We start from the raw sequence: 14,983 nt of genomic DNA, 5'->3' as shown, positions 1-14,983 counted from the left end.
GAACGCAGAGCCGGGACCCAGGGGAAGCTTCTGTCGCGAAATGTTGCGTCTTCGACGAGTTTTGCGCTGGGTCCCGGCGCTCCGCTTCGCTGCGGCCGGGATGACAGGGGGGAAGGGGTGTCAGCGCGTTTTCTGCCCCGTCGCGCGCTGGGCGGTGGCGGTCGTCACCTCCACCTCGTCGCCCTCGCGCAGAAGGGCGTTCGGGCTCAGGATCACGCGATCCTGTTCCGTGAGCCCGGCGACGATCTCGACGCGTTCGCCGAAATCGCGACCGACTGAGACCGGACGAAATGCCACCGTGCCCTCGTCGTTCACGACGGCGACTTTCTGGCGGCCATCGCGCGTGACGAGTGTGTTGGTCGGCACGCTGACGGGCATCCGGTCGCGCGCGACGTCGAGGCTGACGAGGCCCGTGAGTCCGGCCGGGATGCGTTTCTCGGGGTTGGCCATCATGAGCTCGGCGCGCATGGTCGAGGAGGCCTGGTCGATCAGGCCCGCGCTGCGCACGACCTTGGCTTCGAACGTTTCGCCGGGCAGCTCTGCGAAGGTGACGCGCGCCGCCCCGCCCGGCCGAACCTTGAGGGCTGCGGTCTGCGGGATGTCGATTTCGACGCGCAACTCGTCGAGGCGCGCGATGCGGAACAGCGGGCCGCTCGCCTGGGCATCGCTCGTGGTGATGCGGTCGCCCCGCTCCACAGCGCGGGCAACGACGGTTCCGGCGAACGGCGCGCGAAGCGTGAGGAATCCCTGGATCTCTTCCAGGCGGCGCACCTCGGCTTCGGCGGCTGAGAGATCGGCTTCCGAGACGCGCTCGGTCGCGATGCGTTCGTCGCGGGTCTGTTCCGAGAGGTGTCCCTGGGTGACGAGCGTTTCCGCGCGGCGTGCGTTGACGCGTGCGAAATCCAGGCGCGCGCGGGCCTGCCGGATGGCTGCGCGGGCGCGGGCAAGCTCCTGCGTCACTTCCGGCGCGTCGATGACGAGCAGGACGTCGCCTTCGGCCACCCTGTCGCCGATGTCGACGTTGCGTTTCTGGACGATGCCGCTCGCGCGGGCGCCGACGACGGCTTGCTCCGCGGGGGCGGTGCGGCCGGTCAGCGTGATGCTCCCTGCTTCGCGCAGGATCTCCGGGTTGACGACACGGACGCTCGGTGCGGGGTTTGCGGCTTTCGCGAGGGCAGCGGGCGGCTGCGCGGCGGTTTCCGTGTAGGCCAGCTTGCAACTCGCGAGGAGGAAGACGCCGGAGACGGCCGCGATGGACAGCAGTCCGGAGGAGGTGACAAGGGCAAGGCGGGACAGCGTCATGGCTTTTTCTCTCATCCGCTCGTGGCCAGCTCATGGCCGCGCCCTTTGGGGTTTGCGGTCTCGATGTCGTCGATGTCTCTTTTGGGGCGTGCGCGCGCGAGCAACGCAAACAGGAACGGCACGAACGACAGCGTCGCACAGGTGCCGAGCAACAGACCGCCGATGACGGCGCGGCCGAGCGGCGCGTTCTGCTCGCCGCCTTCGCCCGCGCCGAGCGCCATGGGCAGCACGCCCGCGATCATGGCGATGGCGGTCATCATGACGGGGCGAAGGCGCGTCTTGGTGGCATCGATGGCGGAGGCGAGCGGCGTCATGCCGTTGGCCAGGTTATCGCGGGCGAAGCTCGTGACGAGCACCGAGTTCGCCGTCGAGACGCCAATCACCATGATGAGGCCGGTGAGAGCGGGAACCGAAAGCGGCGTGCCCGTGACGTGGAGGGCGATGAGGGCGCCGGTGATGGCCACGGGAAGGCCGCTCATGGCGATGAAGGGTAGCAGCCAGGATTGGAAATTGACGACCATCACCAGATAGACGAGCACCGCCGCAAGCACGAGCCCACCCGCCATCTCGGCGTAGGCTTGCGTCATCGAGCGGGCTTGGCCTGCGACCTCGATGCGGTTGCCGGGTTTCAAGCGTGGTTGGATGTCTGCGATGACGGCGGCCACGTCGCCATAGACGCCGCCGAGATCGCGGCCCTCGACGTTGGCGAGCACGGTGAGCGTCGGCATGAGCGTGGTGCGGTCGATATTGGCGGGCACGTGGCGCACCTGGAGGCTCGCGACCGTGCGCAGCGGCACCGTGCGTCCGCTCGCGGCAGAGCGCACGGGCGTGTTCATGAGCTGCTCGATGTCGACGAGATGGGACGGCGGCGCCACGATCTGCACCGTGTAGGCCGCGCCTTGCACCGGGTCGCTCCAGAAGCTTGGCGTCACCGTGCCCGCCGTGCCGAGCGTCGAGAGGATGGCCGTCGAGGCGTCCTGTGGCGTGATGCCGATTTGCAGGGCGCGGACGCGGTCGATCTCGATGTAATAGCTCGGCAGGTTGGAGACCTGACGGAGCGCAACGTCCACGGCGCCCGGAACGGTGCGTATGCGTTCCTGCAACTCGCGCGCGGCTTCGGCATTGCCCAGCCGGTCGCGTCCGATGAAGCGGACTTCGATGGCGGTTTGTGCGGAGCCCGCCAGCGTCTGCGCGGTCGCGTCGGCGGGCCGGAAATAAACCGTGAGCTGCGGGAAGCGCTCGCGCAGCATGGCACGGATGGCAGATGCGTGGGCGGCGGTCGATGTTCGCTCCCGGCCAAGCTGGATCAGGATCTCGCCGTCGAACGAGCCGATCACACCGCTCTCGATCCAGCCGAGATTGATCGGTTCGGGCGGCCCGATGTTTTCGGCAATGAAGCCGATTTCGTGCGCGGGGACGACCTCGCGAATGGCGCGCTGGACATCTGCGAACTTGCGTGCCGTTTCCTCGACGCGCAGGCCCGGATCGGCGCGCACGTAGAGGCGGATCATGCCCGCGTCGGTCTCGGGGAAGAACTCGCTTCCCAATCGCGTTGCTGTCCATCCGCCGACGGCCACGACGGCAGCGAGGGCCACGAACGGCACGGCCTTGCGGCGGGTGAGGGCGTCAACCGACGCACCCATGCGCTCCGCAAGGCGCGTGATGGCGCGTTCGAGAGCCGCATGCCAGCGAGGCCCGGTGTGCTCTCCCGGCGCACCGCTGTGCGGCTTCAGAAGCATCATCGCGAGCGACGGGACGAGCGTGCGGGAGAGCAGGTAGGACGCAATCAAGGCGAAGATGACGGCGAGCGCGAGCGGCTTGAAGACGAAGGCGGCCGTGCCCGTGAGCAGGAACAGCGGCGAGAAGACGATGCAGATCGCCGTCGTCGAGACGAACTCGGGGAAGGCGACTTCGCTCGCGCTTTTCAAGACCGCTTCACGCAGCGGCACGCCGCTTTCGAGATTGCGGTTGATGTTCTCGATCTCGACCAGCGCGTTGTCGACCAGGATTCCGATGGCGAGCATAAGCCCGCTCAACGTCATGATGTTGAAGGTCTCGCCCGCAAACGCGAGGCCTGTGACGGAGGCGAGGAGCGCGAGCGGAATGGAGGTCAGCACGATGAACGACGAGCGCCAGCTTCCCACGAAGACGAGGACGACGAACGCGACCAGAAGCGCCACGATCACCGCCTTGCCGATGACGGAGTTGAGCGCGTTCTCGACGAACACCGACTGATCGAAGATGGGCGCGATGGTGACGCCCTCCGGCGCCGCCGCGCGCAGCTCCGGCATTCGGCGGTGAATTTCGCGGATGATGTCGACGGTCGACGCGTTGCCGAGTTTCAGGATCGAGACGAGCACCGCGTTCTGCCCGTCGAGGCGGGCGATATTTGTCTGCACGGCCTGGCCGTCGCGGACGCTTGCGACATCGGAGACCTTGATGCTGCGGCCTTCGACCGACCGCAGCGGCAGGTCGGCGAAGGTCTCGATTGTCTCGGGGCTAGCGTTGGTGGTGATGAGAATTTCCCGTGCGCCGGTGCGGAGTGCGCCCGACGGCAGCGTGAGGTTCTGAGTGGCGACGGCGGCTGCGATGTCGCTAGCGGAAAGGCCGTAGGCTTGCAGCTTGTCGGGGTCGAGGTCGATCATGACCTGACGCGGTGCGCCGCCGTACGGCAAAGAGAGGCGCAGGCCGCGGATGGACTGGATCTGCGCACGAAGCTGAAGGCGTGCGTAGTCGAACAGCGCGCCGTCGTTCAGCGTGTCGGAGGCGAGCACGAGCTGCAGCACCGGAACGGACGATGGCACATAGGGAATGATCAACGGCGGCATGGTGCCGGGCGGCATGCGGCGCAGGATGGTCTGGCTGACGGATGTGACCTGCGCGAAGGCATTGGTAACGTTGGTGCCGGGCTGGAACGCGACGCGTACGATAGCCACGCCGTTCAACGTCTCCGAGCGCAGTTCGCGGATGTTGTCGACGTTGTTCATGATGGCGAGCTCGCTGAACGAGGTCACCTTGCTCGCCATCTCGGGCGCGTTGAGTCCCTGGTAGGTCCAGATGAGGTTGATGGCCGGAATGTTGACGGGGGGCAGGATGTCCGTCGACATGCCGCGCATTGAAAGGCCGCCGAACAGGAACAGCAGAATGGCCATGACACCGACGGTGTGGCGGTGTGCGATGGCGTAGCGGACGATCCACATGCCCGGTCGGATCCTTATTTCGAGGCTCGCGCCGCTGCGAGCCAAGGGCGAAGCCCGCATCGTTGCAGGCTTGAGAGCTGGGACCACGACGGCGTCTCCAGTGAATAATCAGGGATATACCGAATTTCGGTGACAGGCGAGCGTCCGCGCGGTCGCGCTCAGGACATCACCCTAAGGTGATGCGAAAACACGCTTCAAGGGTTCTGGTTCAATCGGGAATGCCGCCAATTTGGCGGATTATCGATCAGTCGGCTGCGGGCCTGACTGCGAAACGGATCGTGTCGGTGGGCACACCATAGACTTGCACGGAAAACGGGCCGGCCGCGATCTCGAAGCGCACGCTTTTGCGCAACTCGTCGCAGTGGGGCGAGCCGGTGTGGGCGGTCGCTTCGAGAGCTTTGCCGCCTTGCACGACATCGATCCAGCCGCTCGTCGAGATCGCGACCTGGTAATGGCCTTCCTTGATGTCTTTGAAATGGATGACACCCGCGAAGCGCTTGGCGTCGTCCGGCTTCGGGGTGCTGGTGGGTGGAGCGGGCAGCTCGACACTTGCGGAGGGGCGCAACTGCACGCGGATGGCTTTGTCGGTCGGAGGCGTTGCGAACGTGTCGCCCGATTTCAGCGGAAGGGCGTCGTTCGCGCGGAACCATGCGCGCTCGGTTTCGAGCGGCCAGATGAATTCGGTGCAGGTGCTTTCCTTTTTCTGAGCACCGCCGTGGCCCTGCTCGTGCGCATAACCGGCCGGAGCGAGCGCGCCGACGACCACTGCGCCTGCGAGCAGAAGACGAAATCGGGACATGCGGTCACTCCATGATTTCTTTTATCAGGCGACGCCGATCATAACGTCGGACGCCTTGATGACGGCGGATGCCGTCATGCCGTTTTCGAGCTTCAGGTCGTCGACCGCCTCGTTGGTGATCGAGGCCGTGATGGTCGTGCCGCCGACGTCGATCTTGACATGGGCCGTGGTGGCGCCCTTCACGATCTCCACGATTTTTCCCTGAAGGACGTTGCGTGCGCTGAGTTTCATGGAGGGTTCCTTCCGCCTGGCGTTCTATATTCTTACATATATAACGCCAGGCGAATTTGAAAGAGCGACGTCAGAACTTCACGCGCGCGTTGGCGAAGAATTGGCGTCCGGCCTCTGGGAAGCCTTCCACGAGCTCATAGTCCTCGTCGAACAGGTTCGTGACGCCGATCGCGGCCGATGCGTTGTCGTTGAACCGATATTCGGCCTGCACGTTTGCGAGCGCATAGCTGCCCGTCTCGATGAAGGTACGCGTGCGTCCGCTTGAGACGATGCTGTAGCGGTCGCTGGCGAGCGCAAGGCTCGGCGTCAGCGTGAGGTTGGGGAGGACATCCCAGGACAGGTAAAGGAAGGCCTCGTGGTCCGGCGTTCCCTCGGGCTTCGTGCCGGGTGTGATGTAATCGTAGCTGCGGTTCAGGTAAGTGTAGTTGCCGCCGACGCGCAGGCCCGGTGCGATGTCCCAGTCGACCGAAACCTCGAAACCGTAATGCTCGCCGGTCACGTTCTGGTTCTGGGAGAGGATGGCTCCGTCGGAGGGACGGATGATGTAGGCCGATTGGATCGAGTCTTCGAGGTCGGAGTAGAAGACGGCGCCTGACACGCGCGCCTGACCGAAGAACGTTTCGGTCGCGCCGATCTCGTAGTTGGTCGAACGTTCCGGTGCGAGGTCCGGGTTCGGAACGGCGTATCCGAAACGCTCGCTATAGCGCTCGAATACGGTTGCGAAGCGCGTGCGGCTGGAGACGGTTGCGTGGGCGCTGCCCGTATCCGAGAAGCGGTAGATCGCGCCGCCTTGATAGTTCCAGGCGTCGACTGTCGTCGTCTGGCGATTGAGGAAAGCGCCGTTGCGGAAATCGTTGGCTTCTTTCACGTCGAGATAATCGTAGCTCAGGCCCGCGATGATATCGAGGTTGCGGGCGGCGTGGAACGTGTTCTCGATGGCGAACGACCAAGTGTCTTCCACGTTGCCGTGCCACGGCTCCGTGAACGTCGCCGGGTTGTCGGGAGCCTGGATATTACGCTCACTGTGATCGTCGCGACGGTAGTGGATCGCGCCCTTGAGTGTGTTCATTGGAATGAGCTCGGTGCCCATCTCGACGAAGCCGCCGTAAGCGAAGTCGTCATAGTCGCTGTTGAACGTGGGGTTGAACATGCGCTGCGACGAGAAGGTCGCGTCGTCGAAAGAACTCAGGCGGTTCTCGAACGTGTTGTAATAGACGTTGGTTTTCACATAGGACGCGCTGCCAAGCTGGGTCTTCGAGAGCCACGACAGGCTCTGGATGTCCCACCACGGCCACTGCCAGTAGCGCTGCGTTTGAAGTTGCTCTTTGGCGACATGGAGCGGGGCGTTCTTGCGGCCGCTCTGGGTCGTGTAGTTGATGCTGTACTCGTCCGTCGCGTTCGGCGTGATGCCGATCTTGGCGTTGATGCGCCAGTCGCGGAAATCCGAGTTCTCACGGATGCCGCCATTCTCGTAGGGGAAGCGCGCGTCGAACGGCGTGGACTGGCGCGGACGGAAATCGTCCGACACGTTGAAATGATCCTGATCGACGATGGTGCCGCTGATCTGCGCGTAATAGCCTTTCTGGCGCGTACCTGCGTAGGCGTAGCTGCTCCACTGGTTCAGATCGTTGATATCGCCCGTGGTCACGATGCCGGCGCGGCCTTCCGCTTCGAAGGCCTTGGTGGGTTTGCGGCTGACCATGTTGATGGCGCCGCCCATGCCGCCGGGCCCGTTGAGCACCGAGACATAGCCCTTCTGAATCTGGATCTCGGCGAGATCCGGCGTCAGGAAGCGGTTCATGTCGAGGCGGTTGTCGGCCGGAAGATAGACGCGCACCCCGTCGATGGAGAGTGGCACGCGAATGCGGTCGAAGCCGCGCACGTAGATGTCGCGCTCGTTGCGCCGCCCGCCCGTGGTGTGGGCGGAGACGCCGGGGGCGATGCTCACGGCTTCGTCGAGCGACTGCTTATTATAGGTCCACATGGCCTCGTTGGTGATGGTCGATCCACCGACCATATCGATCTGGCCGAGCGTGAAGGCGCCGACGCTCCCGCGGCCAGAGCCGCCGTCTCCTTCGAAGGATGCGCCGTCGTCGATCACCACACCGGGGGCCGGGGATGACGTCTGGCGCGTCGCGCGGCTTTTGCGGCGGATGGGCTCCGAGGGCGATTGAACGACGATGGGCGGCAGTGGCGTCGCCTCGTCGGCGGTGACGTCGCCGCCTGCTGTGGTGGCGGCAGCGTTCTGAGCGAGTGCCGGCGATGCGATGCCCGCACAAAGACCGGCCGCGGCCATGGCCGCGAGCATTTTTTTGGACATTTGTCCCCCCTAATGAATGCGGCCCTTTTGGGGCCTCAGTCCCCTTAATGTTATATTCATGCGAATATAGCGTAGGGCAAGCACTATTTTCCGATCGGTCGATTGACGGCTTCAATGGAAGTCGCGGCTCTTGATGGGGATGCTGTCGTGCGACGCCGGAGGCGAGGTCGCGGCCGCTTCCGCCAAACGTTCCGGATCGTGCAGATGCGCAAGCTCGCCCGAGAGATCGAAGAAGCTTTCGGCGAGGACGTGAATGACAATGCCGGCGCGCTGCACACGGCCTCTTACGCCGAGAAAGCGCGCGGACATGACCGTGCGGCGGTTGGCGGCGAAGATCTTCGGCCAGACGATGACGTTGGCGATCCCGGTTTCGTCTTCGAGGGTGAGGAAGACGACCTTCTTGCCGCCCGGCATCTGGCGCGTGAGCACGAGTCCCGCGATGGCGATGCGCCGGTTGTGGGCTGTGCGTGCTGCGTCTCGCAATTCTTCGCTGGATATGACGCCTCGCCGGACCAGACGTGGACGAAAGAATGCAACAGGGTGCGCCTTGAGCGAAAGGCCGGTCGTCACGTAATCCTCCGCCACGTGCTCGGAGAGCGGCATGGAAGGAAGCGTCGTCTCGGGCTCGGTGAAGAGGTCGTCGCTGACGTGCGGCGCGAAGAGCGGAAGCGGTGGCGCGTCGGGTGCGGACGGTGCGGTCGTGCGCTGGCTCGTGCCTTCGCCCGCGAGGCCGATGCTTTCGAGGCGTCGCGCCGACCAGAGACCGCGGCGGCGATCCAGGCCGAGGGAGCGCAGCGCGTCGGCAGCGGCGAGGCGTTCGACCGTGCCGCGGGGCAGACCTGAGACGGCGGCGAAACGTTCGAGGCTCGCATAGCCGTTGCCACGTGTGGCGACGATCCGTTTTGTATCGGCCTCGCTCATGCCGTCGATCTGTCGGAGGCCGAGCCGCACGGCGAAGCGGTGCGGACCCTCCGAGGCGGGCTCCAGCGTGCAGTCCCATGCGCTGAAGTTGACGTCGGGCGCGCGGACTTCGACGGCGTGCTCGCGTGCGTCGCGCACAAGCTGGGCGGGTTGATAGAAACCCATCGGCAGGCTGTTCAGGATCGCAGCGCAGAACACATCCGGATAATGGCACTTAAGCCAGGCGGAGGCGTAAACGAGGAGCGCGAAGCTCGCGGCGTGGCTTTCCGGAAAGCCGTATTCGCCGAAGCCTTCGATCTGACCGAAGCAGCTCTCGACGAATTCGGGATCGTAACCGCGCGCGGTCATGCGCTGAATGAACTTGTCGCGATATTTATGGACGTTGCCGTTGTGGCGGAAGGTGGCCATGGCGCGGCGGAGGCCGTCCGCTTCGTCGGGCGTGAACTCGGCGGCGGTGATGGCGATCTGCATCGCCTGCTCCTGGAACAACGGCACGCCGAGCGTGCGGCTCAGCACCTCCTTGAGCTCATCGGGATTGTGAGGCGGCGCGGGTGAGGGGTAGGTGACCTCGTCGGGATTTTGGCGCCGCTTCAGGTAGGGGTGCACCATGTTGCCCTGGATCGGGCCGGGCCGCACGATGGCCACCTCGATGACGAGGTCGTAGAACTCTTTCGGCTGCAAGCGCGGCAGCATCGACATCTGCGCGCGGCTCTCGACCTGGAACACGCCGATGGAATCCGCTTTTTGAAGCATCGCGTAGACGGCCTTGGCGTCGTCGGTGTCCTCTCCCGGGAGGGTCGCAAGCGTCAAAGGCCTGTCGTAATGCGTCTTGAGGAGATCGAGACCGCGCCTGAGACAGCTCAGCATCCCGAGCGCCAGCACATCGACCTTCATGAGGCCGAGCGTGTCGATGTCGTCCTTGTCCCATTCGATGAAGGTGCGATCCGCCATGGCGGCCTTGGAGATGGGCACCGTTTCGTCGAGGCGGCGGCGCGTGAGGATGAAGCCGCCGACGTGCTGGGAGAGATGGCGCGGAAAGCCGATCAACGCGCGGGCGAGCGTGACGGCCCGATGGATCTGCGGGTTCGCCGGATCGAAGCCGGCTTCGCGGATGTGCGTGTCGGGGAGGCCGTCGGCGTGGCTGCCCCACACCGTCTTGGCCAGCGCCGCGGTGACATCGGGTGTGAGGCCGAGCGCCTTTCCGACATCGCGGATGGCGCGGCGCGAGCGGTAATGAATGACGGTGGCGCAGATGGCGGCGTATTCGCGGCCGTAGCGTTTGTAGATGTACTGGATCACCTCCTCGCGCCGCTCATGCTCGAAGTCGACGTCGATGTCGGGCGGTTCGCCGCGTTCCACGGAGATGAAGCGCGCGAAAAGCAGCTTGCTTTCGTTGGGGTTGACCTCCGTGATGCGGAGGCAATAGCAGACGGCGCTGTTGGCGGCCGAGCCGCGGCCCTGGCAAAGGATGCCTTCGCGGCGCGCGAAGCGCACCACGTCGTGGACGGTGAGGAAGTAACGCGCGTAGTCGAGTTGGGCGATGATGCCGAGCTCTTCGAGGACGCGCGCGCGAACATCGTCGGGGATGCCGTGCGGATAGCGGTCTCGGGCGCCGCTCCAGGTCAGGTCTTCGAGATGCTGCTGGGCCGTCTTTCCGGGCGGAACGGGTTCGTCGGGGTACTCGTTCTTGAGATCCCCGAGCGAGAAGCGGCAGGCGTCTGAGATCTCGATGGTGCGTGCGATCGCGTCGGGGAAGGATGAGAACAGGCGCGCCATCTCGGCGGGCGGCTTCAGGTGGCGTTCGGCGTTTGCGGCGAGGCGGAAGCCGGCCTCGTGGATCGTACATGTCTCGCGGATGCAGGTGAGCACGTCGGCGAGCGGGCGGCGCGTGGGCGTGTGGTAGTGCGCGTCGTTCGTCGCGACGAGGGGTGTGCCGGCGCGGCGGGCCAGTTCGCTGAGCAGGCCGAGGCGGCGCGGCTCGTCGCCCCGGTAGCGGTGCGCGCCCGCAAGATAGCTGCGCCCCGGTGCGATGCGGGCGAGGCGTTCGAGGCGTTCTGCGAAGCTGGCGGTGAGCGTGTCGGGCGGCAGCGCGATGAGGATCTGGCCGTCGGGCGCTGCGAGGATGTCCTCGAAGCCGATGTGGCATTCCGTGTGCTCGCCTTTTCCGGTCTTTCCTTTGCCGTTCGTCAGGAGCCGGCAGAGGCGCGCATAGGCTTCGCGGTCGGTGGGGTAGGCGATGGCTTCGAATCCGTCCACGGTGACGAGTCGGGTGGCGACGATCAGCTTCACCGCATTCCGCTTCAGCGTTTCCTGTTTTTCTTTCTCCTGCTTCTTCCATTCGTCGTAGGCGCGCACGACCCCGGCGAAGCTATTGCGGTCTGCGATCGCGAGGGCGTCGAGGCCGAGCGCTTCGGCAGCCGCCACCATTTCCGCGGGATGAGATGCGCCCCGCAGGAACGAGAAGTTGGTGGTGACGGCGAGTTCGGCGTAGCGGGTCATGGTCCTGTGCTCGGGAGAAGTTTGGGGCTCACGGAAAGAGGCCGTGCACGAACCAGCACGCGGCGGCTGTTTCGCGGCCGGGAATGCCCTCGCGGTAGAGCCAGAGCCGGCGGCCGGTCGCGTCTTCGACGAGGTAATAATCGCGCGTCGGTGCATCCGCGCCCTCCCGCCACCATTCGGCGGCGATGCGCTCCGGCCCCTCTGCGCCCGCGACCGTCGAAAGCGTGCCGCGCCAGCGGATGCGCAGCGGCGGGCCGTCGGGGACGAGGGCGACGACGCTCGCAGGTTCGGGATGCGCGAGCAGGAGGGGAGGGCGCGGTTGTACAGTTTCGAGCGCGGGCCAGGCCGATGTTTCGTCCGGCGCGATGCAGGAGATCTGGCTGCGTTCAGGGACGTGACTTTCGGCGGGCGCCAGATGGCGGACGCTTTGCGGGCCGAGGCGCTGACGCAGGGCGTCGTGAAGACGCGTACAGCGGCGCGCTCTTTCCGTTTCGTCCGACCGCGCGAAGGTGCGTTGGCGCGGCGCCATTGCCTCGGCCACGGTGACGGAAAGACGGAGCGTCTCGAAGCCGAAGCCTGCTTCGAGGCTTCGCGCATGCCGTTCGAGGCGGAGACGGAGGAGGCGCGCGACGTGCTCGGGGCTCCGGGTCGGAAGTGCGAGACCGAGCGGAACCTCGTGCGCGACGCCGTCGACGCGATAGAGAGTGAGCCGCAGAGCGCGTGCGCCTCTGCCGTCCGCTTCGAGGCGGGGCACGAGATCGCCCATCAAGCGCGTTGCGACGGCGACGATAGCCTCCTCGCTGTCGATGGGTTCGAGCAGCGTGCGGCCTTGCGTGTATGCGGACGGAGGACTGAGAAACGCCAGCGGTTCGGGTGCGCGGCCGAGCGCCCGGTCGAGGCGAAGCAGAAACTCCTTTTCGAAGCGCGCGGCGAAGGGCGCGCGGTTCTGGCCGATGAGCGTGCCGACGCGTTTCAGGCCGAGGCGGCGCAGGGCAGCGGCGGTTGCGGGATCGAGGCGGAGCGCTTCGACGGGTAATGGAGCGAGAGCGTCGGCTTCCGTTCCCGCCTGCAGGATCGGGCGGTTTGTGCGCGCAAAATGCGCGAGTGCCCAGGCGGCGCCAGGCGTCTCTGCAACGGCGAGGCGCGCCGGAAGAGCGGCGGCAGCAAGGCGCTTTGCGAGATCCGCGAGCAGGTTTTTTTCTCCGCCCAGGAGGTGCGCTGCCCCGGTGATGTCGAGGAAGAGGCCGTCGGTTCCGCTCTCGGCTTCGAAGAGCGCGACGGAGGGCGTGTAGCGCGTGGCCCAATGTGCGAGACGTTCGAGTGCGGCCGTGTCGGCGGTGGGATCGGCTTCGCGCACCTGCAGGCTACCCAGGCGTGCGCGCGCGTCAGCAAGGCGCATGCCGGCGACGAGACCGGCATCTGCCGCAGCCGGATTGACGGCGACGATGCGAGGGGCCGTTTCCGACGCTTCGGCGATGACGAAGGGCCGCGTGGGATCAACCGGCGCGCGCGGCGGGTGCTTCCGCTCCGTCGCACGTAGTTCCCGCTGCTCTGCCGAGAGCCGGCGATGCACCGGCCACTGCGGCAGCCAGAGCGAAACGATGCGTGGCATGATCGAACTCCAACACCCAGTCTCCCGGCCGTCCGTTGCGGCACCGTTCGAGCGTGACATGCCAGCGCCAAGCCGCCACCAGACCGAAGCGGTCGCGTGTGGCCGGAGCCCGGCCGATGCGCCAGCGCGTGGTGGCCGTCGGGACAGGCGCGATGCCGTCCGGCCGCAGAAGCAGCAGCGGCAGGCCGGCTTCGCGGGCCGTGTGATGCAATCGCTGGCTCGTCTTGAGATCGATTTTGCCGCCGAGCACGCTCGCAACAGCAGCGGGACCATCGGCGCGGAGGGCTTCCTCCGTGGCCCAGAGGGCTTCGGCTTCGTCCGTGGTTTCGACCAGCGTCAGACGTGCGGGGGCGAGGCCGAATGCGTTGAGGCCCGCGCCATGGGGACGCCCGCACCGCATGAGCTTCTTCGCGGCGAGCAGGAGAAGCAGCGGCGTTTTCTCCGGCATCCGGCCGAGGAGCGCGAGCATGAAGCCGAAGGCCGAAGGCAGGTCGGCTTCCGTGGCAGGCGCGATCTCGTGAAGCGTCCCGAAAGCCAGTCCGCCGTGCGGGAGGTGGCGGTCGAGCGCCGGGACGCCGAACGAAAGAGCGTCATGCTCTCCTTTCGGCACGCCCTCCAGGCGGGCAAGCTGCTGGCGCAGCGCGCGCACGGCGGCCGCGCGCGCCGTTTCGTGAGGCATCGGGCTTTCTCCGGTGGGTTCAAACAGGTCCAGAGAAAGAATAGAACAAAATGGGAACATTTCAAGAGGCAATGCCCCTTCACAGGCCGGTCAGGCTCAGGCAAGGTCGAAGCGCTTGAACCTCCGTATACCTCCGACCGAATTGAGCCGTGAACCAACGCCGATCCCGTAAAACGAAGCGCGAGCAGCAGCCTGGCTATACGCCGCCGCGAACTTTTCCGCGACCCAAGGAACTGCCCCCGCCCAACGTCTTTTTCGTTGCGCTCATTGCCATCGTTGGCGCTCTCGGTGTGATGTCCGTCTATGGCGTGGGGTACATTCTTTACGATATCTGGACGATCGCGGCGAAGGAAAACCTCGTGCGCACGCTCCCCGACGTGCGCGGGGTGGCGCCGGGAGAAATGGCAATTCTCGACGGGCGCATTTCGGCATCCGAGCCCGCCCGCTACAAAGAATTCGTCGCCTACATTCGCGAACGCCAACGGGGCGGCGGCGTGCGGAGCATCAGTTGGATCGAGGTGATTGATCAGGCAAAACCGCTCATTGAGGTGGAGGCCGGGTCGCGCACCTACAAACTCGCGAACGAGACGTATACCTTCGATCGACTGCTACCGGATTGGACGGATGCCATGCGGATCGACGAGGGGCCGACCGCGACGAGAAGTGCGATCACGATCCAAGGCATCGTTACTCAGTCGCCGGTGATGGCCATCGGCCGTCTTGTGTCCGCAGCGGGGGGCGGGCTCGGATTTCATGCCGACAGCATCGTGGCCCTTTCGCGCGCCGAGTATGCGGACCGGCTTGAGCGCCAGCGGCTCTTCAACTGGAGTTTCGCGGGTGTTTTGGCGCTGTTGGGACCGCTTTTGATCCATCTGTGCTGGCAGGGCGTGCGCCGGATCATGGGATGGTGAGGGTGTGTACCCGAAGCCTCCGGGCGGCTGCGAGTGCTTCCGTCATTCCGTCGAGCAGGGAACCGAGACCGTCGTGCCGGTGGAGGCAATGAAGCGGGTGCACGTTTCGACGGTGGTTGCGACGCTCCGTTCCTGTCCCGCATCGTCGCTCGTCACGATCCCGGCTGTATCCGTCGCGGGCGGGGGTGCCGCCTTGCGCGCGCGAGCCTCCTGAACCTGACGGGCTTTGCGCTTCTGGGCGGCTGCGCGCATCTGCATCGCCTTGCGGGCACGTGATTGCTTCGCTGCCGACTTTTTCAAGACGCTCGCTTTAGCTCCGTGACCCGGGCTGCAGCCTGCGCCCGCGGCCGACATCTGGACGGCGGCAAGAAACAAGGTCGAGAGAAGGATGGCGATCGCTTTGAACAGCATTGGGCGTCTCCCATGATCCGGGGAGCGGTCCCCGTTTGGACAGCTCCATCACGGGGACCTTGCCAGCGCTCGTTCCTCATCTCTGTCCCGGCCGGAAC

At 65.6% G+C, this 14,983-nt stretch carries 10 protein-coding genes; 1 reads left to right on the top strand and 9 read right to left on the bottom strand.

Translation table 11 applies throughout. The annotated features are described in order from the left end of the window. Positions 1-120 precede the first annotated feature (120 nt). The 8 genes from W911_RS11465 to W911_RS18175 form a co-directional block, all read right to left on the bottom strand. Positions 121-1,302 carry an efflux RND transporter periplasmic adaptor subunit gene (locus tag W911_RS11465; protein WP_023787706.1) on the bottom strand — a complete coding sequence of 394 codons (1,182 nt, stop codon included), beginning with the start codon at positions 1,300-1,302 and terminating at the stop codon, positions 121-123. An 11-nt stretch (positions 1,303-1,313) separates the two neighbouring features. Next, a complete protein-coding gene (locus tag W911_RS11460; RefSeq protein ID WP_023787705.1) occupies positions 1,314-4,502 on the bottom strand; it encodes an efflux RND transporter permease subunit in 3,189 nt (1,062 codons plus the stop codon). Positions 4,503-4,746: 244 nt separating this feature from the next. Beyond that, positions 4,747-5,301 carry a hypothetical protein gene (locus W911_RS11455; protein WP_023787704.1) on the bottom strand — a complete coding sequence of 185 codons (555 nt, stop codon included), beginning with the start codon at positions 5,299-5,301 and terminating at the stop codon, positions 4,747-4,749. Between the two features lie 24 nt (positions 5,302-5,325). Beyond that, a complete protein-coding gene (locus W911_RS11450) occupies positions 5,326-5,532 on the bottom strand; it encodes a TOBE domain-containing protein (RefSeq protein ID WP_023787703.1) in 207 nt (68 codons plus the stop codon). A gap of 70 nt (positions 5,533-5,602) precedes the next feature. Then, entirely contained in the window at positions 5,603-7,852 is a 2,250-nt protein-coding gene (locus W911_RS11445) for a TonB-dependent receptor plug domain-containing protein (protein WP_023787702.1), read from the bottom strand. Between the two features lie 111 nt (positions 7,853-7,963). Continuing rightward, positions 7,964-11,272: an error-prone DNA polymerase gene (locus W911_RS11440; RefSeq protein ID WP_041316495.1), complete on the bottom strand. Its 3,309-nt coding sequence runs from the start codon at positions 11,270-11,272 to the stop codon at positions 7,964-7,966. Between the two features lie 28 nt (positions 11,273-11,300). Then, positions 11,301-12,884 carry a Y-family DNA polymerase gene (locus tag W911_RS11435; protein ID WP_023787701.1) on the bottom strand — a complete coding sequence of 528 codons (1,584 nt, stop codon included), beginning with the start codon at positions 12,882-12,884 and terminating at the stop codon, positions 11,301-11,303. Beyond that, positions 12,769-13,563, bottom strand: coding sequence for an ImuA family protein (locus W911_RS18175; RefSeq protein WP_023787700.1), 795 nt, complete (start codon positions 13,561-13,563; stop codon positions 12,769-12,771). Before W911_RS18175 ends, W911_RS11435 begins: the two co-directional genes overlap by 116 nt. A gap of 149 nt (positions 13,564-13,712) precedes the next feature. Between W911_RS18175 and W911_RS11425 the strand changes: the two genes are divergently transcribed. Then, positions 13,713-14,474, top strand: coding sequence for a hypothetical protein (locus W911_RS11425; protein ID WP_023787699.1), 762 nt, complete (start codon positions 13,713-13,715; stop codon positions 14,472-14,474). Between the two features lie 42 nt (positions 14,475-14,516). Here the strand turns inward: W911_RS11425 and W911_RS11420 are convergent, their stop codons facing one another. Then, complete coding sequence (locus W911_RS11420; RefSeq protein ID WP_023787698.1) at positions 14,517-14,885, bottom strand: hypothetical protein; 369 nt, start codon at positions 14,883-14,885, stop codon at positions 14,517-14,519. Positions 14,886-14,983 lie beyond the last annotated feature (98 nt).

It is taken from the genome of Hyphomicrobium nitrativorans NL23 (assembly GCF_000503895.1).
Lineage (GTDB): Bacteria > Pseudomonadota > Alphaproteobacteria > Rhizobiales > Hyphomicrobiaceae > Hyphomicrobium_C > Hyphomicrobium_C nitrativorans.
The sequence above is the reverse complement of the archived record's forward strand: the minus strand, read 5'-3'. Positions and strand labels throughout refer to the sequence as shown.

Coding starts and splice junctions, on each gene's coding strand:
- W911_RS11420 (WP_023787698.1), bottom strand. CDS start 14,885: ATGCTGTTCAAAGCGATCGCCATCCTTCTCTCGACCTTGTTTCTTGCC.
- W911_RS11450 (WP_023787703.1), bottom strand. CDS start 5,532: ATGAAACTCAGCGCACGCAACGTCCTTCAGGGAAAAATCGTGGAGATC.
- W911_RS11465 (WP_023787706.1), bottom strand. CDS start 1,302: ATGACGCTGTCCCGCCTTGCCCTTGTCACCTCCTCCGGACTGCTGTCC.
- W911_RS11440 (WP_041316495.1), bottom strand. CDS start 11,272: ATGACCCGCTACGCCGAACTCGCCGTCACCACCAACTTCTCGTTCCTG.
- W911_RS11445 (WP_023787702.1), bottom strand. CDS start 7,852: ATGTCCAAAAAAATGCTCGCGGCCATGGCCGCGGCCGGTCTTTGTGCG.
- W911_RS11455 (WP_023787704.1), bottom strand. CDS start 5,301: ATGTCCCGATTTCGTCTTCTGCTCGCAGGCGCAGTGGTCGTCGGCGCG.
- W911_RS11435 (WP_023787701.1), bottom strand. CDS start 12,884: ATGCCACGCATCGTTTCGCTCTGGCTGCCGCAGTGGCCGGTGCATCGC.
- W911_RS18175 (WP_023787700.1), bottom strand. CDS start 13,563: ATGCCTCACGAAACGGCGCGCGCGGCCGCCGTGCGCGCGCTGCGCCAG.
- W911_RS11460 (WP_023787705.1), bottom strand. CDS start 4,502: ATGTGGATCGTCCGCTACGCCATCGCACACCGCCACACCGTCGGTGTC.